Source organism: Rhodococcus sp. ACT016 (genome assembly GCF_050477185.1).
Taxonomy (GTDB): domain Bacteria; phylum Actinomycetota; class Actinomycetes; order Mycobacteriales; family Mycobacteriaceae; genus Prescottella.
On the sequence record NZ_JBEAET010000001.1, the window covers coordinates 4795714 to 4816961 of the forward strand.

21 protein-coding genes and 1 pseudogene are annotated in these 21248 nt (G+C 67.6%); 10 read left to right on the top strand and 12 right to left on the bottom strand.

Annotated features, from left to right (window positions below):
* Positions 1–105: 105 nt before the first annotated feature.
* Positions 106–873 carry a response regulator transcription factor gene (locus tag ACQ5DX_RS21945; protein WP_430334591.1) on the top strand — a complete coding sequence of 256 codons (768 nt, stop codon included), beginning with the start codon at positions 106–108 and terminating at the stop codon, positions 871–873.
* On the opposite strand, the gene ACQ5DX_RS21950 is transcribed toward ACQ5DX_RS21945, so the two are convergent.
* Both ACQ5DX_RS21950 and ACQ5DX_RS21955 read right to left on the bottom strand, forming a co-directional pair.
* The gene (locus ACQ5DX_RS21950) at positions 846–1607 is read right to left on the bottom strand and encodes an SDR family oxidoreductase (protein ID WP_430334592.1); all 762 of its coding nucleotides are present in this window, start codon (positions 1605–1607) and stop codon (positions 846–848) included. The genes ACQ5DX_RS21945 and ACQ5DX_RS21950 overlap by 28 nt on opposite strands.
* Before the next feature lie 56 nt (positions 1608–1663).
* On the bottom strand, positions 1664–2113 hold the full coding sequence (locus tag ACQ5DX_RS21955; protein ID WP_430334593.1) for a hypothetical protein: 450 nt from the start codon (positions 2111–2113) through the stop codon (positions 1664–1666).
* Positions 2114–2362: 249 nt separating this feature from the next.
* On the opposite strand from ACQ5DX_RS21955, the gene ACQ5DX_RS21960 reads away from it, so the two are divergent.
* From ACQ5DX_RS21960 to ACQ5DX_RS21985, 6 genes and pseudogenes are all read left to right on the top strand, one after another.
* Entirely contained in the window at positions 2363–3799 is a 1437-nt protein-coding gene (locus tag ACQ5DX_RS21960) for a coniferyl aldehyde dehydrogenase (protein WP_430334594.1), read from the top strand.
* Positions 3800–3866: 67 nt separating this feature from the next.
* Positions 3867–4319 (top strand): nuclear transport factor 2 family protein, encoded by a 453-nt coding sequence (locus ACQ5DX_RS21965; RefSeq protein WP_430334595.1) that lies wholly within the window; start codon positions 3867–3869, stop codon positions 4317–4319.
* Between the two features lie 196 nt (positions 4320–4515).
* Positions 4516–5265 (top strand): SDR family NAD(P)-dependent oxidoreductase, encoded by a 750-nt coding sequence (locus tag ACQ5DX_RS21970; protein ID WP_430334596.1) that lies wholly within the window; start codon positions 4516–4518, stop codon positions 5263–5265.
* Positions 5266–5384: 119 nt separating this feature from the next.
* Positions 5385–5880 (top strand): annotated as a pseudogene (locus tag ACQ5DX_RS21975) (nuclear transport factor 2 family protein).
* Between the two features lie 95 nt (positions 5881–5975).
* On the top strand, positions 5976–6500 hold the full coding sequence (locus ACQ5DX_RS21980; RefSeq protein ID WP_430334597.1) for a nuclear transport factor 2 family protein: 525 nt from the start codon (positions 5976–5978) through the stop codon (positions 6498–6500).
* A 17-nt stretch (positions 6501–6517) separates the two neighbouring features.
* Entirely contained in the window at positions 6518–7645 is a 1128-nt protein-coding gene (locus tag ACQ5DX_RS21985; RefSeq protein ID WP_430335770.1) for a 12-oxophytodienoate reductase, read from the top strand.
* Between the two features lie 78 nt (positions 7646–7723).
* Here the strand turns inward: ACQ5DX_RS21985 and ACQ5DX_RS21990 are convergent, their stop codons facing one another.
* The 5 genes from ACQ5DX_RS21990 to ACQ5DX_RS22010 form a co-directional block, all read right to left on the bottom strand.
* Positions 7724–8521 (bottom strand): IclR family transcriptional regulator, encoded by a 798-nt coding sequence (locus tag ACQ5DX_RS21990; protein ID WP_430334598.1) that lies wholly within the window; start codon positions 8519–8521, stop codon positions 7724–7726.
* A gap of 114 nt (positions 8522–8635) precedes the next feature.
* Positions 8636–9673: an NAD(P)-dependent alcohol dehydrogenase gene (locus ACQ5DX_RS21995; protein ID WP_430334599.1), complete on the bottom strand. Its 1038-nt coding sequence runs from the start codon at positions 9671–9673 to the stop codon at positions 8636–8638.
* Positions 9651–10592, bottom strand: coding sequence for an alpha/beta hydrolase (locus ACQ5DX_RS22000; RefSeq protein WP_430335771.1), 942 nt, complete (start codon positions 10590–10592; stop codon positions 9651–9653). Before ACQ5DX_RS22000 ends, ACQ5DX_RS21995 begins: the two co-directional genes overlap by 23 nt.
* 11 nt (positions 10593–10603) lie before the next feature.
* Positions 10604–11242 carry a TetR/AcrR family transcriptional regulator gene (locus ACQ5DX_RS22005; RefSeq protein ID WP_430334600.1) on the bottom strand — a complete coding sequence of 213 codons (639 nt, stop codon included), beginning with the start codon at positions 11240–11242 and terminating at the stop codon, positions 10604–10606.
* Positions 11243–11281: 39 nt separating this feature from the next.
* Complete coding sequence (locus ACQ5DX_RS22010) at positions 11282–12631, bottom strand: flavin-containing monooxygenase (protein WP_430335772.1); 1350 nt, start codon at positions 12629–12631, stop codon at positions 11282–11284.
* A gap of 276 nt (positions 12632–12907) precedes the next feature.
* Between ACQ5DX_RS22010 and ACQ5DX_RS22015 the strand changes: the two genes are divergently transcribed.
* Positions 12908–13735: an SDR family oxidoreductase gene (locus ACQ5DX_RS22015; protein WP_430334601.1), complete on the top strand. Its 828-nt coding sequence runs from the start codon at positions 12908–12910 to the stop codon at positions 13733–13735.
* A gap of 16 nt (positions 13736–13751) precedes the next feature.
* A complete protein-coding gene (locus ACQ5DX_RS22020) occupies positions 13752–15122 on the top strand; it encodes an aldehyde dehydrogenase family protein (RefSeq protein WP_430334602.1) in 1371 nt (456 codons plus the stop codon).
* Between the two features lie 62 nt (positions 15123–15184).
* Here the strand turns inward: ACQ5DX_RS22020 and ACQ5DX_RS22025 are convergent, their stop codons facing one another.
* The 5 genes from ACQ5DX_RS22025 to ACQ5DX_RS22045 all read right to left on the bottom strand — a co-directional run bounded on the left by ACQ5DX_RS22025 (position 15185) and on the right by ACQ5DX_RS22045 (position 20230).
* Positions 15185–16285 (bottom strand): DUF7064 domain-containing protein, encoded by a 1101-nt coding sequence (locus ACQ5DX_RS22025; RefSeq protein ID WP_430334603.1) that lies wholly within the window; start codon positions 16283–16285, stop codon positions 15185–15187.
* A 4-nt stretch (positions 16286–16289) separates the two neighbouring features.
* Entirely contained in the window at positions 16290–17435 is a 1146-nt protein-coding gene (locus ACQ5DX_RS22030) for a phosphotransferase family protein (RefSeq protein WP_430334604.1), read from the bottom strand.
* A gap of 329 nt (positions 17436–17764) precedes the next feature.
* Positions 17765–18211, bottom strand: a complete 447-nt coding sequence (locus ACQ5DX_RS22035) for a pyridoxamine 5'-phosphate oxidase family protein (protein WP_430335773.1) — start codon at positions 18209–18211, stop codon at positions 17765–17767.
* 80 nt (positions 18212–18291) lie between these two features.
* Positions 18292–19041, bottom strand: coding sequence for an enoyl-CoA hydratase-related protein (locus ACQ5DX_RS22040; RefSeq protein WP_430334605.1), 750 nt, complete (start codon positions 19039–19041; stop codon positions 18292–18294).
* A 22-nt stretch (positions 19042–19063) separates the two neighbouring features.
* Positions 19064–20230, bottom strand: coding sequence for a hypothetical protein (locus tag ACQ5DX_RS22045; RefSeq protein ID WP_430334606.1), 1167 nt, complete (start codon positions 20228–20230; stop codon positions 19064–19066).
* A gap of 390 nt (positions 20231–20620) precedes the next feature.
* On the opposite strand from ACQ5DX_RS22045, the gene ACQ5DX_RS22050 reads away from it, so the two are divergent.
* Positions 20621–21232 (top strand): TetR/AcrR family transcriptional regulator, encoded by a 612-nt coding sequence (locus ACQ5DX_RS22050; protein ID WP_430334607.1) that lies wholly within the window; start codon positions 20621–20623, stop codon positions 21230–21232.
* The last annotated feature ends 16 nt before the right edge of the window (positions 21233–21248 follow it).

Genomic DNA, 21248 nt, shown 5'->3' on the forward strand with positions numbered 1-21248 from the left:
CCGACGCTAGAATTCCTTCCACCTGGGCGACAGTGCACTTTGGTGGACAGTTCCCTGAACCGCTACGGGACATGCCGTTTCGACAGGATGGGTGGTGAACCGAATTTGACCGACGTCTCGTTGCGCACCACCGACTACGAGCGTGTGTTCGAGGTGCTCGACCGGTGCGCCGACGTGCGGACGGTCCCGGAGTTCCGGACCCGGATCGTCACCGCGATGACCGACGTCTTCCCCGTGCGGGTCGCGACGTGCTTCGTCGGCAGCAACTACGCCAGTCAGTTCGCCGACCCCGAGGCGACGTTCGCCGGCGGTGAGGCCTGGGAACGCAAACGGTCCGTCTATCAGAAGGACTGGGCCCGCTTCGACGTCTTCGGCACACCGGAGGCGCGGCGGCGATTGGAGACGCGGCGAGTCGCGTCGCTGAGCGAGCTGCACGACCTACCGGAGGCGTCGGCGGTGTACGTCCGCGACTACCTGGACGCGTGCCGCATACGCTCGGTCAATGCCATGTGCCTCGACCTTCCGGGGCAGGCCCGGGCCCTCGTGGGGCTGTTCGACAACGACGAGCATGCGCTCGGCGCGCGGGACCTCACGGCGCTGCAGCTGCTGGCTCGGCAGCTGTCGGTGCTCACCCGCAGCCTCGACGCGGCGCCGCGGCGCGATCTGCTCGCGCCCCTCACCGACCGGCAGCGGGACGTGGCGCGACTGGTGGCCGACGGGCTCAGCAACGCCGCGATCGCACGTCGGCTCACCCTCACCGAGGACACCGTCAAGAAGTACGTCAGCCGCATTCTCGCGGCCACCGGGTGCGCGTCACGCACCCAGCTCGCCGTCGACGTGCAGCGTCAGGCCTTCGGTCCGCCCGCCACGTAGATCACCTGTCCCGATACGAATCCCGCACCCTCGCTGATCAGGAACGACGCGGTGTGCGCGATGTCGTCGGGCACCCCGACGCGGCGCACCGGGGTCTCGGCCGCGACACCTGCCATGAAGTCCTCGAACGAGACGCCGAGCCGCTCCGCCGTCGCCGCCGTCATCTCGGTCGCGATGAAGCCCGGCGCGATCGCGTTGGCGGTGACCCCGAACGGGCCCAGTTCGAGCGCGAGCGTCTTCGTCAGCCCCTGCATCCCGGCCTTCGCGGCCGAGTAGTTCACCTGCCCGCGGTTGCCGAGCGCGGAGGTGCTGGACAGGTTGACGATCCGCCCCCACTTCTGTTCCACCATGTGCTTCTGCACCGCCCGCGTGAGCAGGAAGGCGCCGCGCAGGTGCACGTTCATCACCGCGTCCCAGTCGTCGACGCCCATCTTGAACAGCAGGTTGTCCCGGGTGATCCCGGCGTTGTTGACGACGACAGTGGGGGCTCCGAGTTCGTCGGCGATCCGGGCGACCGCGGCCTCGACGCCGACCTCGTCGGACACGTCGGCGCCGACCGCGAGCGCCCGCCCGCCGGCGGCGCGGATCGCGGTGACGGTGTCGGTGCACGCCGATTCGTCGAGATCGAGGACCGCGACGGCGAGCCCGTCCGAGGCGAGGCGCTTCGCGATCGCGGCGCCGATGCCGCGCGCCGCTCCCGAGACCACCGCTACCCGCTGATTGCCGTCCGTCATCGTCGTTCCCTCAGCTCGCCGCTGCAGTCGTCCGAGAGGCTACGCGGAGATCGCCGTCAGGACAGCGAGACCGGGACGATGGTGGCGACGATCCGGTCGATCGCACCGTCCTGGAAGTCGAACGTCTCGACGATCTCGACGGTCATCAGGCGCTGCCCGGCGATGCCCGCGTCCAGGAGGTAGCGGGTGTGCACGGTGTCGCCGCTCTCGGTCATCGTCAGGTCGCGCACGCCCTGGATCACGCGGTACTGGATGCCGTGGTTCAGATCGTTCGTCAACTGCGGCCCGTTGTACCCGGTCTTCAGGCCGGCCTCGACGCGCGTCGCGTCGGGAGTGAACCGAACGGCACTGGCGTCGTGGTCGACGAGGGCGTCGATGTAGGCACGCGCCATCGCCTCGTTCGGGGTGTCGGCGGGGTTGGGGGCCGCCGATGCGACGACGGGCGCGGCAACCGCGACGGCGGTCGCGGCGAGCAGGGACAGCATCGAGGTCTTGGCGATTCGCATGCCGCATCGTAGCTAGAACGCGTTCCACTCACCGGCAGAATCGTCGACGGTGGCGAAGGTCCCGGCGGGGCGGAGGCTCGCGACCTCCCGATTCCCGTACCTCTTATCGGGACCGGCACCACTCTCCGGGGCCGTCCGGCCCTTTCCGCGGCCGCTGCCGAAAAGCACTCCCGATCAACGAGACGATCTGCTGTTACCGCCGACACAGCTCGTTAGCGTCGTGACATCGGCAACGACAGGAGTTACCCCATGAGCACGGACAGCGCGACGATCGCCCGCCTCCCCCAGATCCTCGAGGCCCAGAAACGTGCTGCGTCCGAACAGGGGATCTCCTCGGCGGAGACGCGCCGTGACCGACTGCAGCGGATGATCGATCTGCTCGTGCGCTATCACAAGCCGCTGACCGAGGCCATCGACGCCGATTTCGGCGGACGACTGGTCGCGTTCTCGATCATGAACGACATCCTCGGGTCGATCACCTCGCTCAAGCACACCCGCGACTCGTTCGAGTCGTGGATGGAGAACGAGGAGCGGCCACCGTACCCGCCGTACGACCAACTGGGCGCGAAGGCGTACATCCAGTACCAGCCCAAGGGTTCGGTCGGCATCATCGGTACGTGGAACGCCCCGCTGTTCACGCTGCTGAGCCCGCTGGCGTGCGCGCTGGGCGCCGGCAACCGCGCGATCCTCAAGCCTTCGGAGGTGGTTCCGCAGACCGCGCAGGTTCTCGCCGATGCCGTCGCGGACATGTTCGATCCTTCCGAGGTCGCGGTCGTGACCGGCGGACCCGAGGTGGCCGACGCCTTCACCTCGCTGCCCTTCGACCACCTCGTCTTCACCGGTAGCACCGAGGTCGGCAAGCTGGTGATGGCGAACGCCGCGAAGAACCTCGTGCCGGTCACGCTCGAACTGGGCGGCAAGTCCCCCACGATCGTGGGCCGCAGCGCGGACATCGACGGCGCCGCGAACAAGATCGCGATCGCGAAGGCCACCAACTCCGGCCAGCTCTGCGTCTCCCCCGACGTCGTCTACGTTCCGCGCGAGCAGCTCGACAGCTTCGTCGGCGCACTCGAGAAGTCGTACGCGGCCCTGCTCCCGACCGTCACCGACAACCCGGATGTGGTTGCGATCGTGAGTGATCGGCACCTCGCCCGCGTCGAGTCGCTCGTTGCCGACGCCCGCGACCGAGGCGCCCTCATCGTCGCCACCCCGGTCGACGAGACAGCTGCGGTCGACGGCGAGCGCAAGCGCCCGCTGCGCCTGGTGGTCTCGCCGCCAGCCGACTCGAAGATCATGCAGGAGGAGATCTTCGGGCCCGCGATCATCCTGCTCCCCTACGACCAGACCGAAGAGGTCATCGCGGACATCAACAGCAGACCGAAGCCGCTGGCGCTCTACTACTTCGGAACCGACCCGGCCGAGCAGGAGGCGGTGCTCTCCCGCACCTACTCGGGCGGCGTGACCGTCAACGACATCATGATGCACCCGGGCATGAACGACGCGCCGTTCGGCGGCGTCGGCGCATCCGGCATGGGGCACTATCACGGACGGGAGGGATTCCTCGAATTCAGCCATGCCCGCACGATTTTCGAGGCTCCCGCGCACGACCCCCGCGCCGAGTGGGGAACCCTGCCGCCGTACGACGACGGCTTCCTCGCGGCCATGGAGGCTCAGGTCGTTCCGTAACCACGGTTCTGCCGATCAGTGAGAAGTCTTCCCGCCGATGCCTGCATCGGCGGGAAGAATGCCGTTCATGACCAGTGAACTCGCCGACCGCCTCGCCCTCTCGGACCTCGTCGCACAGTATGCGATCGCCGTGGATCGCCGGGACGAGCCCGACCTCGCCGCCCTCTTCACCGCCGACGCCCAGCTGGTGCAGCCCGCCGGGCTGGTCCGCCGCGGCAAGGAGCCGGTCCTCAGCGGCGCCGAGGCGATCGCGGCGGGCGTGCTCGGCGCCGTCGCGCACCTGCACTCGACCCGGCACGTGGTGAACCAGCAGATCGTCGATGCGGCGGGCGACAGCGCGCGCGGCGAGGTCTACTGCGAGGCCCACCACGTGTACGCCGCCGAAGGCGGACACCGCGACTACGTCGTGGCGATCCGGTACCTGGACGAGTACCGCCGGGAGGCCGACGCCTGGCGCATCGCCCGCCGCGAACTGTTCGTCGACTTCACCTACGACCGTGGAGTCGATCTGCTCGGGTGACCCGGTCTGTGCAGCTCAGAGACATTTTTACTGAGCGGAACAGCCCTTCACCGATGCCCTCACCGCGCCCTATAGTCCGACCCGACAGTGTTCGGCAGGAGAGCGCCTGCTCCCACCGCGACGACGAGCACCGATCGACGCACGCGGCAGCGTGACCGACAGTCCGGCAAACCTTCTCGACGAAAGGAACGGAAGCATGGGTGTGGAGTTCGAAGGACGGGTGGCCCTGGTCACCGGCGGCGGGTCCGGCATGGGTGCGGCGTGTGCACGGGCGTTGGCGGACGGCGGGGCCCGGGTGCTGGTCGTCGACGTGGACGGCGCACGCGCGAAGGAGACCGCCGCGCAGATCGGCACCGCGGCAGAGGCGTTCACCGCCGACATCTCCCGTCCCGACGACGCCGAGACGATGGTCGAGGCGGCGGTCCAGCGCTTCGGCGGGCTGCACATCGCGGTGAACGCCGCCGGCGTCAGCCAGACGCCGTTCGCACCCCTCGCCGAACTCGACGTCGAGTCGTGGCGACGGGTCATGTCGATCAACCTCGACGGCATGTTCTTCTGCATGAAGGCGCAGATCCCCGCCATCCTCGAGGCCGGCGGAGGCGCGATCGTGAACTTCGCATCGACGATGAGCGTGGTCGGCAGCCCGTCGGGAATCGGCGCGTACGCCGCATCCAAGCACGGCGTCGTGGGACTGACCCGGGCCGCCGCCCTCGAGTACGCACCGAAGGGTCTGCGTATCAACGCGATCGGTCCCGGAATCATCGAGACACCCATGACCGGCGTGTGGGACGACGACAAGAAGGCCGACCAGATCGCCAAGCATCCGATCGGCCGCTTCGGTCGGCCCGAGGAGGTCGCCGCGCTCGCCGCGTTCCTGGCCTCGCCCGCAGCCGGGTTCATCACCGGCGCCTATTACCCCGTCGACGGCGGCTACACCGCGATGTGACCGAGATTCCGGAAGGGCTTCCGCTCTGCGGAATTCTCCACTGTTCCGGTGCCCTTCCGGCTATGCTCGGCCCCGATCAATTGCTTGTTCGATGATGTAGTCGACCGGAGGTTGAACCGATGAGCGGTGCAGTCGAATCCACGCAGACGGAGTCCGTGACCCTCTCCCCCGAGGAGCAACTGCTCGCGATCGAGGAGATCCAGCGACTGTTCGCGGCACGCCTGCGCGTCATGGACACCAAGCAGTGGGACCAGTACGGGCCCCTGCACACCGACGACGTCGTCAGCGAGTCGTGGGGCGCCGGCCAGCCAGGTGGTCGGACCCACCGCACTCGCCGCGGCCATCCGGAACACCCTCGACGGCAATGTCTTCGTGACAACGGTGCACCACGGTCACACCCCGGAGATCACCCTCACCTCCGACACCACGGCCACCGGCATCTGGGCCATGGAGGACGAACTGTGGTGGACCAACGGCGACGCCGAGGAACACCTCCACGGCTACGGCCACTACCACGAGAAGTACCGGAAGGTGGAGGGCAAGTGGCTCATCAGCTACCGGACCCTGACCCGCCTGCGCGAAGACCACACGCCGAACTTCTACGACTACCGCTGATCCGCCGGGCCGGCGCGCTGGTCACGCCGAGCCCGACATCACTCGATCATTCGCTTGATCGAGTGCCCGAACCGATTCGACAGAGAGGTCCAGCCATGGGTGAGCCCACCGGTGCATTGACTCTGAGCCCGACAGAGCAACTGCTCGCGATCGAGGAGATCAAGAAGGTGTTCTCCGCGCGCCTGCGCGTCATGGACACCAAGCAGTGGGACCAGTACGGGCCCCTGCACACCGAGGACGTCGTCACCGAGACGTGGGGCGGGCTGCCCGGCGACAAGCAGCCGACGTCGGAGGGACAGTCCAACCGTGCCTCCGGGCGCGAGCATCTCACCAACTCGATCCGCGGCATGCTCGGATCCTCGACGCACGTGACCACGGCGCATCACGCCCACACCCCGGAGATCACCCTCACCTCCGACACCACGGCCGCCGGCATCTGGGCCATGGAGGACGAACTGTGGTGGACCAACGGCGACGTCGAGGAGCACCTCCACGGCTACGGCCACTACCACGAGGAGTACCGGAAGGTGGAGGGCAAGTGGCTCATCAGCTACCGCAAGCTCACCCGCCTGCGTGAGACCCACACCCCCAACTTCTTCGACTACATGGGAGCTCTGTGACCGCCGCGGCCACGGACATGTCCGCGCTCTTCGAGCCGCTGACGATCCGGTCCCTCGAGCTGAGGAACCGGATCGCGATGTCGCCCATGACGCGCCACGGCTCGCCCGGCGGTGTCCCCACCGACGAGGTCGTCGCGTACTACCGACGTCGCGCGGAGGGCGGGACCGGCCTGATCGTCACCGAGGGCACCGCGATCGAGCACCCGTCGGCGGTCGACGCGGACACCGTCCCGGTGATGTACGGCGAAGCGGCCCTGGCGGGTTGGCGCAAGGTGGTAGACGCAGTCCACGCGGCGGGCGGCAAGATCGTCCCGCAGCTCTGGCACGTCGGCCCGCTGTTCGGCGCGATGGGACCGGTCGGTGACGTCACGCCGATGCGCCCGTCGGGTCACTGGGGCAGCGTCGGCAACACGATGTACTCCGACGAGTACGTCGAGCAGATGCGGCCCGTCACCGCCGCGATGACCGCGCAGGACATCGCGGACGTGATCGCGGCCTACGCGGCCGCGGCCCGCAACGCGATCGACGTCGGATTCGACGGCATCGCACTACACGGCGGGCACGGCTACCTCCTCGACGCGTTCCTGTGGGAGGCGTCCAACCAGCGCGACGACGAGTGGGGCGGAGACCTGCAGCGGCGCACGCGATTCCCCGCCGAAGTGGTCAAGGCGATCCGCCGCGAGATCGGCGACGACTACCCGATCATCTTCCGGTTCTCGCAGCACAAGCAGCAGGACTTCGCGTCGAAGATCGCGCAGACGCCCGAGGAACTCGGGGTGATCCTGAACGCGCTGGTGGATGCCGGAGTCGACATCCTCGACGCGAGCATCCGCCGCTTCTACGCGCCCGCGTTCGAGGGCAGCGACCTGTCGCTGGCCGGCTGGGCCAAGAAGGTCACCGGCGCCACCGTCATGGCCGTCGGCAGCGTCGGCCTCGACAGCGCGCTCAACGAGCAGGTCATCGTCGGGTTGCCGCAGATGTCGAACAACCTCCCGGACCTGATGCGCCGCATGGACGAGGGCGAGTTCGACCTGGTCGCGATCGGGCGTCTCCACATGGCGGATCCGGCGATCGCGCAGCGTCTGCGCGACGGCGATCCGATGCCGGAGTTCGACCGCAAGCTCCACGAGGGCCGTCTGTACTGACGACCCCCGAACGGGAGTTCACGGCACGCCGGCGAATGCGTGTCGTGAACTCCCGTTCGCATTCGCGGTACCGCGGCATCAGGGGTTCGAACCGGCCAGATAGGGATGCACCTTCCGCGAAATCTCTTGTGCTGCAGCGACGACGACTGGCGCGACGCATTCGAGCTGCGCAATGCGGGTGTCTCCGCACAGCGAGATGGCGGCGATCGGCCCATCGTGACCGCGAACTGCGACGCCCACGCATGCGACACCGTGCACCGACTCGCCCCGTTCGAACGCGAGACCACGAGATCGCCGGATGCGATCGAGCTCCTGATGCAGTGTCGAGATATCCGTGATCGTACGATCGGTGCAGCAGCTCAGGCCCTTTTCGTACAGCCGATCTACGTGCTTCGGGTCGAGCCCAGCCAGTATCGACTTGCCGCCCGCAGTCGCGTGCGCCGGACAGCGACCGCCGACGCGCGACGGCAGTGTCCTCGCGAATCGGCCGCCCACCTTGTCGAGGTAGACGGTGTCCGTCCCGTCGAGCACCACGAGATGCACGACCATGCCGGTCTGGATCTTCAGATCATGAAGCACGGGCGCAGCCGCGAAGCGGATCTCGCGATGGACGATGCCGCCCAAGCTCAGGGCTCGGCTACCCAGACGGTAACCGACCGCTGAGTGCTCGACCCAGTTCATGCCGGCCAACTGGCTGAGTATGCGATGGACCGTCGAGCGAGGCAGCTGCGTTCGGTACGCCAGTTCCGCTGCGGTCAGTGGCGAGGCGTAGTTGCGAAACTCGTCGAGTATCAGGGTCGTCCGCGCGATCATCGACGACGGGAGTTCATCGCCGACCGCGGTAGCGAGGGCGCGATCCGAACGGACAACTGCCATTGACATCTCCACGTACTTGCTGGATTGGGTTCCCTCGTCGTCCCCTGCAGCCCCGTGTACGGGCCGAATGTCACATGCGTCCAATCAGACTGAACGCATGTGACATTCGGTCGCCTAGCTCGCGCCGGGAACGAGGATCGCCCGGCCCTTGATCTTCCCGGCCTCCAGGGCGTCGAAGGCCGCGACGGCGTCCTCGAGCGGGAACGTCTCGGCCTCGATCGTCACGAGCCCGCGCCGCGCGAGGTCGATCACCGCACGCTGGTCCGCGCGGGTGCCGGCGTAGCTGGTGCGCACGGTCGCGCCCCACGGCAGCGCGAAGCCCGTCCAGTCGAACTTGCCGCCGCCCAGGCCGAGCACGCGCAGGGCGCCGTCGCGTCCGATGACCTGGGTGGCGATGTCGACGGTCGCCTGCACACCGACGCAGTCGAAGACCGCGTCGACGCCGATCCCGTCGGTCAGTTCGAGGATCTTCTCGACGCACGACGGGTCGCTGGCGAAGGCGTGGTCGGCGCCCAGCGTGGTGGCCAGCTCGAGCTTCTCCGCCGCCGAGTCCACCGCGATGATGCGGGTCGCCGACGTCGCCGCCAGGATCTGGACCGCGGTGTGTCCGAGGCCGCCGATTCCGATCACCACCGCCGTCGTACCCGGCCCGAGCCGGTCGCGGGCACCCTCGATCGCGTGATAGGTGGTCAGACCGGCATCGGCCAAGGGACCGGCGGTGACCGGGTCGAGATCGCCGAGCGGCTCGACGAACCGCGCGTCGACCTTCATGTACTCGGCCATGCCACCGTTCGCCGCGAGCCCCGGGCACAGGGGCATACCCTGTCGGCCCATCGACCGCTCGCAGGAGTTCTCGCGCCCCTGAACGCAGGCCCGGCACGTCCCGCAACTCCACACCAGGAAGACGAGGACGGAGTCACCGACCGCGAAGGACTCGACCCCGTCACCGAGAGCGGCGATCCGCCCGGCGGTTTCGTGCCCGAGCGTCATGGGCGGGGGGATCATCGTCATCGGCGAGTGCCGCATGTGGATGTCCGAGTGGCACAGTCCGGACCCGGCCACCTCGATCAGTACCTCGCCGGGACCGATCTCGGGAATCTCGGTGTCGACGACGGCGATTCGACCGTAATCAACTAGCTGCAACGCGCGCATCTGCGTCCTCCTCGATCGACGTGACGGCGGCGGCACCGAGATGCCTGCGCAGGAAAGCGATCTGATGCTCGAGTGCCCGGTCGAACCACGGCTTGCCGGGGTAGACGTCGAAGTGGTCGCACGGGTAGTGGCGCACCTCGGCCCGCCCGCGTTCCGCCGCCTTGGCCGCCGCGTGCGGGGGCGCGCTGCGGTCGAGGTCGCCGATCTGCACCAGCAGCGGTGCGGTCACCTTGTCCGCGACCGTCACCGGTCGGTACGAGCCGATCTCCAGGAAGGACCGCGCGGTGACCTCGTTCCGCCAGCTCGGGCCGGCGATGGACAGGTAGTCCTCGTAGATCCCGGGCAGCGCGAGCGCCGCCACCTCACCCGGACGTGCGGTGAGCGGAATCGTGACGCCGACGCCCCCGCGGGCCGCCGACATCTTGTCGCGGACCGCCGCGAACGAGCTCTTCGCGAGGTGTCCGGGGTGGTACTGACGCATCGACGCCATCGACGCGGCGCGGGCATCCGCCGCCGGCGTCAGCGAGATCAACGCGGCCAGGCGCGGATCGCTCGCCCCGAGGCTGAACACGTGGCCGCCCGACAGCGACACGCCCCAGGCGACGACGCGGTCGGGGTCGACGCCGTCGAGTTCACGGGCCACCGCGATGGCGGAGGCGTAGTCCTCGAGCTGGCCGCTGATCGAAATTGTCTGCCGCACTTGACCACCGCTGCGACCGAAGCCGCGGTAGTCGAACGCGAGGACGTCGAGGCCGGCGGCCGCCAGTCCCTCGGCGAACCCTTCGAGCCCGGAGTCGACGGTTCCGCCGAATCCGTGGGCCATCACGACGCACGGCCGTCCGGCCGCGGTTCGGAAGGCGTCACCCTCGCCCCGGTAGTGCCAGGCCGAGCAGGTGGTCCCCTGGACGGGGAAGTCCACATCGGTACGTGTCACTGTTTGCTCCCATAGATTGTGTTGAGCCACACCGCAACAAGAGCCTCGCGGGCCGCAGCGGGGGTCAGTGCCCCCGCCCCGCCTCGCGACAGACTCTCGACGGCGCGATCGTTCATGTCGAGTAGAACCACGGCGAGCGCCCGGCTGTCCGGTCCGTCGATCGCACGCCCGGACGCTCGTTCGGCATCGATCACCGACGCCACCGGGTCGACGTAGCTGAACCGGTCGTAATCCCACATCTCGCGCACCGCAGGATCGGATTCCCGTGCGTCACGCAGGGCCCGGTACAGGTTGGGGTGACGCTCCCAGGTCGCGATCACCTCCGAGATCAGGCGCTCGATCATCTCCCTCGGACTGCCTACCCGCTCGAGGTAGTCACGGGCGCCCTCTTGCATCTCGCGGTAGACGGTCCGGGACAGCGCCGCGACGGCCTTGGCCTTGTTGTCGAAGTAGAAGTAGAACGCCGACCGCGTGACCCCTGCGGCCCGAGAGATGTCACTGATGCTGATCTCGTCGAGGCTGCGATCCTCGAGCAGTCTTTCGACTGCTTCGAGGATCGCCGCCCGGCGCTCCTCCCCCTTGTTCGCCCTCCGGGTGCGACCTTCGACGGTGGGCTCGGGGCGGCGACTGCTCATGTATCGGCTTTCGGATCGGCTACGGCGTACGGGTCCTCATCATGCCGGGACGCCCGCGAATCGAACCGGACCGTCCCTGCGCACCCGGGCGAGCCCGGCGGGCAACTCCTTGGTCCGCATCTCGTGTTCGTAGATGTAGTAGTCCACCTGCTGGGTGTGCCGGGGGCGGTTGTTGAAGTGCCCCACGAAACGCCCCTCGTCCTCCTTGATGATGCGGTTCATCTCGTCGGCCGACGGCGGCCGGTAGGTGCCGGCCAGGTACGCGGCGAGCGTGCGGGACTGGCACTCGACGAACGGGAACAACGTCGGCGCCGACTGGGCGAAGCCGACGAATGCCAGATCGTCGAATCCGGGCTTGAACATGCGCTTGTACAGCGGGAAGTTGTTGCCGGGCGCGCTCAGGAAGTCCTCGTCGAAGAACGGGAACGTGATGTTGTAGCCGGTCGCATAGATGATGACGTCGAAGTCCTGGCTGGTGCCATCGACGAAGTGCACCGTCTCGCCGTCGAGTCGCTCGATGTTCGGCCGCGCGTTCAGGTCGCCCGAACCCAGGCGGATGTACAGCTCCTGCGACTGCGTGGGATGCGCCTCGCCGAAGTGGTGGTCGGGCTTGGGCAACCCGAACTTCTCCGGGCGACCCGACAGGAAGATCGGGCCCCGTCGGCCCATCCGACGCTGCCACGACAGCGGGATCTGCGGGATCGTCTGGATCAGGGTGTCGGCCGGGACGCCGAACGCGTACTTGGGCACCACCCAGGCGCCCGAGCGAGTCGACAGCGTGACCTTGTTCCGCAGCGTCCGGTGCGACAGTTCCACCGCGATGTCCGCGGCGCTGTTGCCGAGGCCGACGATGAGGATTCGCTTGTCCCGCAGATGCAGCGGCGTCTCGGGATCGATGTACGCGTGGGAGTGGATCGACTCCCCGGTGAACTCGCCCGGAAAGTCCGGGAGCCGCGGGTCCCAGTGGTGTCCGTTCCCGACGACGAGGAAGTCGAAACGACGGGTCTCGCCATCCTGGGTCAGGATCTCCCACCCGCCACCGGGCAGTCGCTCCGCATGCTCGACGCCGTTCCGGAAACTGATCCGGTCGAGCAGCCCGAACGCCTCGGCGTAGTCGTCGAGATACCGCTTGATGTCGGTGTGGTGCGGGAAGTCCGGGAGTTCCTGCGGAATCGGGAAGTCCTTGAAGGACAGCCGGGTCTTCGACGTGTCGATGTGCAGCGAGCGGTAGGCGCTCGAATGTCCGTTCGGATTCCCGAACGCCCAGTTGCCGCCGATCCGGTCGGAACTCTCGAAGCACTCGTAGGGGATGTCGTAGTCGGTGAGCATCTTGCCGGCGGTCAGACCGCTGATCCCGGCTCCGATGATGCACGTCACGGGTTTCGCCATCATGCTCCGTTCGATGTGAATTACGGGGTGGGCGCTGCTCCGAAGCCGCCCACAACAAGTTCAGTGAGGTACTTCACAAGGTAGGCAGAAAATTGACACGCGTCAATAGTGGCGAGATCGACTGTCCCGCTGAAGAAATCTCTTTCCGCCGGAGCGCGGGAGTGTTACAGTTCACACACCAATTCTTAGACTTGAGTCTAAGAATTGAGGATCACTGCTCGGCGTGCACGGTCGCCCGGCGCCGGCACGCGCCCCCAATCCGCAAGGAGTCATCGCATGCCCGACTTCTCCGGCAAGAAGGTTGTCGTCACCGGATGTTCCTCCGGCATCGGCGCCGCTGCCGTCACCAAGCTCGCCGCCCAGGGCGCCACCGTCGTCGGTGTCGACCGAGCGCCGAGTTCCGATCCCGCGATCGCGCAGATGATCGTCGGGGACCTCTCGTCGCACGACGGGGTGCGTGCGATCGCGGACCGGATCGACGGCCCGATCGACGTCCTGATCAACAACGCCGGGGTCGCCGCGACGTTGCCGTGGCGAACGGTGCTGTCCATCAACGCACTTGCCCCGCGCGACCTCACGCGGGCGCTCATGCCCAAGTTCGGTCCCGAACCGGTCGTGGTGACCACCGCGTCGCAGGCCGGATTCAGGTGGCAGCAGAACTTCGCGCGGCTGAACGCCTTCCTCGCGATCGACGACTGGGATGCCGCGCTGGACTCGCTCGCGGACTTCCCCGACATCGAAGCCGTTTGCTACAACCTGTCCAAGGAAGCGGCAATCATCAACTCCGGCAACCTCGCTGTCGACGGCAAGCACATCGGGCTGCGCTCGAACTCCGTCTCCCCGGGCACCGTCGGAACACCGCTCCTGAAGGACTTCACGGCCACTATGGGCGAGGAGATGATCGGCGGCGCCGCGACGTGGGCCGGACGGCACGCCCACCCCGAGGAGATCGCCGACGCGCTGCTGTTCCTCGCGTCGTCCGAGTCGACGTGGATCAGCGGTGCCGACGTCCCGGTCGACGGCGGATTCGGCGCGCTCGTGTTCCGCTCCTACATCGCTCCCGCCATGGCCGCGATGGCCGACGCCGCCGCCACGGCCCAGTAACGAGGTGAACCAGAACATGCCCGACACAACCGAATTGATCTCGGTCGACCCCGCCACGCTCGCCGAGGTGGGGCGCACCCCCGTCACCACTCTCGCCGAACTCGATGCCCGCATCGAGCGCGCCCACGACGCGTTCGCCACCTGGCGAACCGACCGCGCCTACCGCCAGGGCCTGCTGGCGGCGTGTTCGTACGAACTGATGCGCAAGACTCCCGAGATCGTGCCGCTGCTCAGCATGGAACAGGGCAAGACCGCAGAGGATGCGGGCGGTGAGGTGTGGATCTCGGCAAAGTGCTTCGCCCACAACGCCCGCGTGAGCTGGGACGACGCCACCGACGGCCCCGAGGCGGCCGGCCGGGTGGCGCGAATCGAGCACCGGCCGCTCGGCGCCGTGGCGGCGATCGTGCCGTGGAACTTCCCGATCTTCCTGATGGTCGCGAAGATCGCGCCCGCGCTCGCAGCGGGTAACACGGTCATCGTCAAGCCCGCCGAATCGGTGTCGCTGGTGGTCGGCAAGGTTGTGGAGATCCTGAAGACGATCCTCCCGGACGGCGTCATCGACATCGTCTACGGCGGTCCCGACGTCGGGAAGGCGCTCGTCGAGCACCGCAAGATCAGGAAGGTCTCGTTCACCGGGTCCACCGGTGTCGGCAAGCAGATCATGCGCCAGGCCGCCGACACCGTCACGCCCGTGACGCTGGAGTTGGGCGGCAACGACCCGGCGATCGTCCTCGACGACGCCGACATCGACTACGTCGCAACCTTCCTCGCCAAGAGCGCCTTCTTCAACTCCGGGCAGATGTGCATCGCCCCCAAGCGCGCCTACGTCCCGGCCGACAAGGTGGACCGCTTCTGCGAGGTCTTCGCGGCCGCCATGGAGACCCTGCCGGTCGGGTATGGGCTGGCCCCCGGAACCAAGGTGGGCCCGCTGCACAACAAGGCGCAGCTCGACTTCGTGCAGGGCCTGCTCGACAAAGCCGTAACCGGCGGCGCCACCATCGTCAAGGGCGGCGGACGCGGAACCGACCTGCCGGGCTACTTCCTCGAGCCGACCCTGGTCCGCGACGTGGACGACACCGCGGAGATCGTCTCGCTCGAGCAGTTCGGTCCCGTCTTCCCCGTCGTCGCGTACACCGACGTCGACGACGTGCTCGCCACGCTCGACGAGCAGGACTTCGGTCTCGGCGCCTCCGTCTGGGGCAGCGTCGACAAGGCCGAGCAGGTCGCCGACCGGATCGACGCCGGCCAGGTGTGGATCAACCAGCACAACGCCCTCGAGGTCGAGCTCCCCTTCGGTGGCGTCAAGTCCAGCGGATTCGGCCGCGAAGGCGGCAACGCGGGTGTCGAGGACTTCCTCGAGACCCGTGTGATCAGCATCCGGCGCTGACCGGGCGCACGAAACAGGGGCGGGGCGGTGATCACATCACCGCCCCGCCCCTTCGAAAACTCCTACGGCGCCATGTCGACCCAGCCGACGAACCCCGAGGGATCGTGACGGCCCATGACGGCGTGCTCGAACATGCCCCAGCCCACCTGGCCGTCGATGGTTGCCTTGGCGACGTGGTCGATGGTGCTGTAGGGCAGCCTGCCGAGGAACTCCGCGCTCGTGGTGTCGAACCTCGAGGACGACGACCAGTTCTCGCCGCGCCATTCACCGTGCGTCCAGTCGGGGTCGCCGCCGTAGCCGGCGCCGTGACTGAGCGAGATGAAGCCGAGGTTCTCGATGTCCACCACGAGAGGCTCGCCCGACGGCGTGGTCAGGTGAATTCGTGCGCTCTCCGGATGACGCGTGCCACTGCGGTAGACGATCTCGACCCGCGGCCACCCGAGCTGCTCGACGCGGCCGTCGGCGAAGACGCGGGTGGCGTGGCTCAGGGTCCGGTGTCCGTCCTCGGACTCCTGGACGATCACCATGAGCGCGAAGTCGTCGAACCGCAGCGGAACGTAGACCCAGTAGTGGCCGCCCCGAGCCTCGTAGGTCATCCGTCCCTGCGGATCCGGCTCACCGACCGGACGGATGCCCCAGGAGCGGTCGCGGGTGCCCATCCACGTCTGCGGATCCACGGCGAAGTCCTGCCCGTGCACCGACAGGGTGCCCGACCAGCTTCCGACCTGCGCAAAGCGCGACGCGTCGAGGATCGGCCGCGGTCCGGACATCAGGATGTGCGCTTCCTCGAGCACCGCGGGGAACGACCCGTCCCACGTGATGTCGCACGAGAGTTCCTCGTGTTCGCAGATCAGCCGGATCTTCTGCAGCGGCTCGATGACCTCGAGGCGATACCCGCCGACCTTGCTCTCCATCGAGCGCTCTTCCAGCGCATCCGAGAACCGAACCGCGACCTGCGTGTCGCCGTGGCGCACCGTGACGAAGGCGTCGGTGACACCCAGGTTCGGGTAGACGCCGGAACCGGAGATCAGGTACACGTCGCCGGTGCGGTCGTGCGCGTTGAAATAGTTGCGGTCGTAGAAGTTCCGGTCAGTGGAGGCCACCCGCGCCATCGACAGCGGCGACTGGTGGACCGGATACTCGTCGAGCAGAACCGGCTTCATTACTTCACTTCTCCCATTCGTAGGTTCCGTCGATCAGCTGCGCGAGCATGCGATGATGCATCACGTACTCGTCGGGGTTCCGGGGAGTCTCGACCTCCCCGAAGTGGATTCGCCTGCGCTCGATCTGCGACATGACGATTCCGTGCCGCAGTGCGGCGTACACGAGGTAGAAGTCGAGATCGCGTACCTCGACTCCGGCCGCCGCCTCGTACTGCGCGACCACGTCGGACCGGGTGAACATCTCGGGCAGGCCTGGCATCGAGAACTGCTCGGCCAGGTCCTGGAACTGGCGGTGGAAGAACAGGAACCAGCCCAGGTCGAGCTCACGAGGAGCGAGCACCGCCGACTCCCAGTCGAGCACCGCGGCCGGCGACGTCCCGTCGTACATGATGTTGCCGATCCGCGAATCGCCCCAGGACAGCACGTCGGGTGACGGCTCGGCGGGCCAGTGCGCCTCGAGCCAGTCGAATGCGCGCTCGAGCACCGGGATGCGCAGGCCGTCGTCTCGCCGCGTCCATTCGTAGTACGCGCGCTCGTTCTCGAAGTGGCGGCGCAGGTTCGACCCACCGGACGGCGCCGCCAACGACGGCACCTTCGCGGCCGGATCCTCGATCGCGTGCACCTGTGCGAGCACTCGGACGCTGTTCTCCTGCACGGCTTCCCGCCCCGACGAGTCGAGTTCGTACAGCCAGCCGCCGAAGACGTACGGCGGGTTGTCCACCGGGACGGCACCGCTGACCCGCTCCATCACGAGGAAGGGGTTACCCAGCGGCCCCGCCGAGTTCTCGACCCACCAGACGTGCGGAACCGGCACCTCACTGTGCTCGCGGACCGCGCTCATGACGTCGAACTGACGCTGGAGGTCGTATCCCGGGAACACCGGGAACGCAGTGGCCTCGGGGGCGAGGCGTGCCACCAGCTGAACGGTGTTCGGGACGCCCTCCGCGGTCCAGTCGAGATCGAAGAGTACGGAGACGCTGGACATTCCGGAGTGTCCGGGGCGGGTGAGGTTGTAGACGCGCGGCGCCGAATCGGCACCCAGGCGGTCGCCGAGCCATCCCGTCAACCGCTCCCGCAGGTCCTCCAGGTCGGTCTCCGTTGTGGTGATGTTCGCTTCCACACCATCCGGCATCACGCTCTCGGCGGTCATGCCAGTACCTCCAGTTCTTTCGACGAAGTGAGTCCGAGTGCCGCTCCACGGCGATCTCACGGCGGACTGCGTCGGGCCGTGGAGAAAGTCGAATCGGAACAGGAGACCGAATCGGGATCTCCTGTCGGGCAGACACTCTCGATCCGCGGTCACACTCCGGATCCGAGAGAAGTACAGCAGCCACGGACGGCCGATGTCAACGGAATCGGCGAAGAGATTGGAGTCGGGTTCTAGTCCACGAATCGAGGCTTCGCGCAGCAACGGCGACTGGCCGGGTCACCACCGTGACCCGGCCTCGCCTCGTCCGTATTCGCTTGCGGCAGAGCCCTCTAGCGCGACCACTGCTGCAGTGCAGCGTTCTTCCTGAAGTCCCAGCTGACCACCTCGTCGGCCTTGATCCGCAGCCAGGCGTGGCCGCCGTCGGCGATGAAGTGGTCACCGCCCATGTACTTGCGCGCGAACAGCAGCTCCGCCTCGGCCACCAGCTCGTCGGGTGTCGAGGTGCGCGGCACCTCGCCTACGACCTCGACGGCACCGCTGATCTCGACGCCACGGAGCTCGTGGAACTGCTCACCGGCGTCGATCACGACGGCGATCCGCGGATCCCTCCGCAGATCGGACCAGCGCTTGCTCTTCACGATCGAGTTGAGCCACAGGCATTCGCCGTCCCAGACGAACCACAGCGGGGCCACGTGCGGGCGTCCGTCGCCGGCCGTCGTCGCGACACGACACGTGCGCTCGGCCGCGAGGAACTCGTCAACCTCCTCGCGGCTCATCGCGATCGCCCTGCCTCTGCGTTGCGCCAACTTCCCTGCTCCTCTCCGAAGTTCCTACAGTCCCGGCGGCCGTGGACGACCTAGCGGCCATGCCAGACCGGTTCGCGTCGTTGCGCGAAAGCTTCTATGCCCGTCCGGAAATCGTCCGAGCCGAGCACCACCCGTAACGCATCGGCGGTGGCCTCCCACCCGCGTGCATCGTCACCCGCGGTGAGGGCATCGAGAGCGCGCAGACTCTCGCGGACCGACACCGGCGATGCCTCGCACACCTCGAGCGCCATCTTCACGGCCCCGTCGAGCGCCCTCCCCGACTCGGTGACCTCGTTGACCACACCGAGCGCGAATGCCCGCTCGGCCGACAGCGTGCGACCGGTGATCAACAGCTCGCGAGCCACGTTGATCGGCAGTGCGCGCGGGGCCCGGAAGAGCGCACCCGAACTGGCGACCAGACCTCGGCGCGCTTCGGGCAGGCCGAATTCGGCCGTCCGCGCTGCCACCACGAGATCGCACGCCAGCGCGATCTCGAACCCGCCGCCGAGCGCATACCCCTCCACCGCGGCGATCAGCGGCTTGACCCGCTTGCGCCGGATGATCCCGTACTCCCCACCACGGGGCATGCGCAGGTCGGCGCGTTCGCGAATGTCCGTGCCGGCGGAGAACACTCGCTCGGTTCCCGTCACCACACCGACCCACAACTCGTCGTCGTCGTCGAGGAGGTCGAACGCCTCCTCCAGGCCCTCGGCCGTCTCTCGATCGATCGCGTTACGGCGTTCCTCGCGTTCGATCCGAACCACGAGGACACGGCCGTTCCGCTCGTACCGCACCGTCATCGAACCGCCTCCGATCTCGCCGTCAGGACGTCGCGTCGTCGGGCAGACCCAGCTCGGGCCACACGCCGCCGACCCAGGTCTGCAGATTGCCCCAGCCGGTCGCACCGGTCTCGACGTCGCGGACACGGATCACGCAGTCCCGGAACTGGTTGAGCTTCTCCACACTCTCGGGCGTGGAGGTGTCGGCGTAGTAGCTGCCGTCGATGTGGAGCTCGCCCTTCCACGACCCCCCTCGGTCTCCGTTCGGCCGCAGGTAGTGCCCGGCGCCCAGGTGGAATCCGGTGTCGGACACCGGCTCCGCCTCGAGGACCCGTACTCGGCCGTCGGCCATGGTGAGGTCGAACGTCCCGCCGAGGAACCGCCTGTTGCGCGGATCGAAGGTGACCTTCGGCTCGATGTCGGTGATCAGCTCGCGCGGCCGGTCCGCGTACTCGAAGCCGCCCTGGGCCAGCTTGTGCAGGTAGCCGGGCCCCTCGTAACGCAGCAGGTACTGATGGAAGGCGTAGTCGGAGCCGTCGGGGTGCTCGAAATACAGCGGGTTCCACACCGCGAAGATGCGCGGCGTGTGGCGCTCGGTGGGATCGGGTGCGATGTCCTGGATGTCGTCACCGACCCCGGGGCGCACGCCCCACGAGTGGTCGCGGGTCATGATCCAGTCTTCCGGACCGACCTCGATCCGCTTGCCCTCGACCTCGATCCAGCCGCTCGCGACGACACCGGTCTGGTGGTACCGGATCTGGTCCGCGTTGCGGCGGTAACCGGTGATGTTCCGGCGGTCCTCCCGCTCCTCCGCGACACACGGCACGGTCCCCTGGAGTACGAGGTCGAACGCGACGGGTTGGACGTCGTTGGGATCGAGCACCGCCCGAATCAGCCTCAGCGGTTCGATGATCTCGTAACGAATGGGGCCGACGTCCACGGAGTCCGGGTCGGACGACAGTTCGCGACCGGCCCGCACGGTCCACTGCTCGGTACCGCGCGCCACACCGGCGTACGCGTCGATGACGTTGCGGTTGATGTACTTGCCGAAGCCGAACCCGATCTGCAGCGACCCGTCCTTGGCCGCCGCCATCAGACAGACCTTCTCGGTCCACGAGTAGTCGGTCTGCGACACCGTCGCGAAGGTCTCCACGATCTGGTGGTTGAAGTACTCGTCGGCCGCCACGAGTGGCCCGATCGATCCGCCCACTACCGCCTCCTCTCGAGGTCGAGTTCCGGCGTCCGTGCCGAATCCCTCTCCAGCACGGAAGAACTCACCGGATCCTTCCGATTTTTAGACTTGGAGGCTAAAGATAGACGCTAGTCTAGATTTTTGGAACAGGTTCGAGATTTCTTTTTCGACATCGCCGCCGGACGGCCCCGGATCTCGCACCGCCCGACCGACCCGACCAGTCAGGATTCCCGCGCAGATGACAATTCCAACAGGTGATCGACATCGCCCTCTCCCTACTCGGTGGGCGTCCGGTCTACCACTACAATTTCCTGGGCGCGACGCGGTACGCCGTCGCGCCCGAGGGGGCGATTCCGGCAGGCCGGCAACAGTTGGCACGCCGCGCGGGTCGGGAGAGATCTGGAGAGCATGAGCAAGCCCACGACAGTCGGCCGCCGCGAACGGAACAAGCAGCAGACGCGCGGACGGTTACTCGACGCTGCCAGCGAGTTGTTCGCGGCGCGGGGTGTCGTGGGCACGACCGTCGAGGACATCGCGGACCGGGCCGGGGTGTCCCGCGCCACCTTCTTCAACTATTTCCCCAGCAAGGACGAGTTGCTCTCGGCTCTGCACCTCCGCCATATGGATTCGATGGCGCGCGTGATCGACGACCTGCTCGCGCAGGACCTGACCACAGCGGACCGGATCATCGGGCTCTTCGACGACTTCGTGCGGGCGACGGAGGAGCCTCCCGGATACCTGCGCGCGGTGACGGGCGAACTCGAGCGGGACCTGTCGTCGCCCGAGATCAGCGTCGAGCGCACCGAACGTTTCAACGACGAGCTCCTCCGGATCCTGGGGCCGGGGATCGAACGCGGCGAGGTCCGCACGGACTACCCGCCGCGGTTCCTCGCTCAGATGGTCGCAGCCGTCTACGTCTCGACCATCCGCTACTGGCGCCAGGATCCGCAGTACGACCTCGCGGACGGTTTCGGGAAGGCGGCGCGGTACGCGGCCGAGAGTGTCGCGCCACGCCGGTGATGTCCAATTCGTGAGC

Coding starts and splice junctions, on each gene's coding strand:
- ACQ5DX_RS21950 (WP_430334592.1), bottom strand. CDS start 1,607: ATGACGGACGGCAATCAGCGGGTAGCGGTGGTCTCGGGAGCGGCGCGC.
- ACQ5DX_RS21955 (WP_430334593.1), bottom strand. CDS start 2,113: ATGCGAATCGCCAAGACCTCGATGCTGTCCCTGCTCGCCGCGACCGCC.
- ACQ5DX_RS21960 (WP_430334594.1), top strand. CDS start 2,363: ATGAGCACGGACAGCGCGACGATCGCCCGCCTCCCCCAGATCCTCGAG.
- ACQ5DX_RS21965 (WP_430334595.1), top strand. CDS start 3,867: ATGACCAGTGAACTCGCCGACCGCCTCGCCCTCTCGGACCTCGTCGCA.
- ACQ5DX_RS21970 (WP_430334596.1), top strand. CDS start 4,516: ATGGGTGTGGAGTTCGAAGGACGGGTGGCCCTGGTCACCGGCGGCGGG.
- ACQ5DX_RS21980 (WP_430334597.1), top strand. CDS start 5,976: ATGGGTGAGCCCACCGGTGCATTGACTCTGAGCCCGACAGAGCAACTG.
- ACQ5DX_RS21985 (WP_430335770.1), top strand. CDS start 6,518: ATGTCCGCGCTCTTCGAGCCGCTGACGATCCGGTCCCTCGAGCTGAGG.
- ACQ5DX_RS21990 (WP_430334598.1), bottom strand. CDS start 8,521: ATGGCAGTTGTCCGTTCGGATCGCGCCCTCGCTACCGCGGTCGGCGAT.
- ACQ5DX_RS21995 (WP_430334599.1), bottom strand. CDS start 9,673: ATGCGCGCGTTGCAGCTAGTTGATTACGGTCGAATCGCCGTCGTCGAC.
- ACQ5DX_RS22005 (WP_430334600.1), bottom strand. CDS start 11,242: ATGAGCAGTCGCCGCCCCGAGCCCACCGTCGAAGGTCGCACCCGGAGG.
- ACQ5DX_RS22010 (WP_430335772.1), bottom strand. CDS start 12,631: ATGGCGAAACCCGTGACGTGCATCATCGGAGCCGGGATCAGCGGTCTG.
- ACQ5DX_RS22015 (WP_430334601.1), top strand. CDS start 12,908: ATGCCCGACTTCTCCGGCAAGAAGGTTGTCGTCACCGGATGTTCCTCC.
- ACQ5DX_RS22020 (WP_430334602.1), top strand. CDS start 13,752: ATGCCCGACACAACCGAATTGATCTCGGTCGACCCCGCCACGCTCGCC.
- ACQ5DX_RS22025 (WP_430334603.1), bottom strand. CDS start 16,285: ATGAAGCCGGTTCTGCTCGACGAGTATCCGGTCCACCAGTCGCCGCTG.
- ACQ5DX_RS22030 (WP_430334604.1), bottom strand. CDS start 17,435: ATGACCGCCGAGAGCGTGATGCCGGATGGTGTGGAAGCGAACATCACC.
- ACQ5DX_RS22035 (WP_430335773.1), bottom strand. CDS start 18,211: ATGAGCCGCGAGGAGGTTGACGAGTTCCTCGCGGCCGAGCGCACGTGT.
- ACQ5DX_RS22040 (WP_430334605.1), bottom strand. CDS start 19,041: ATGACGGTGCGGTACGAGCGGAACGGCCGTGTCCTCGTGGTTCGGATC.
- ACQ5DX_RS22050 (WP_430334607.1), top strand. CDS start 20,621: ATGAGCAAGCCCACGACAGTCGGCCGCCGCGAACGGAACAAGCAGCAG.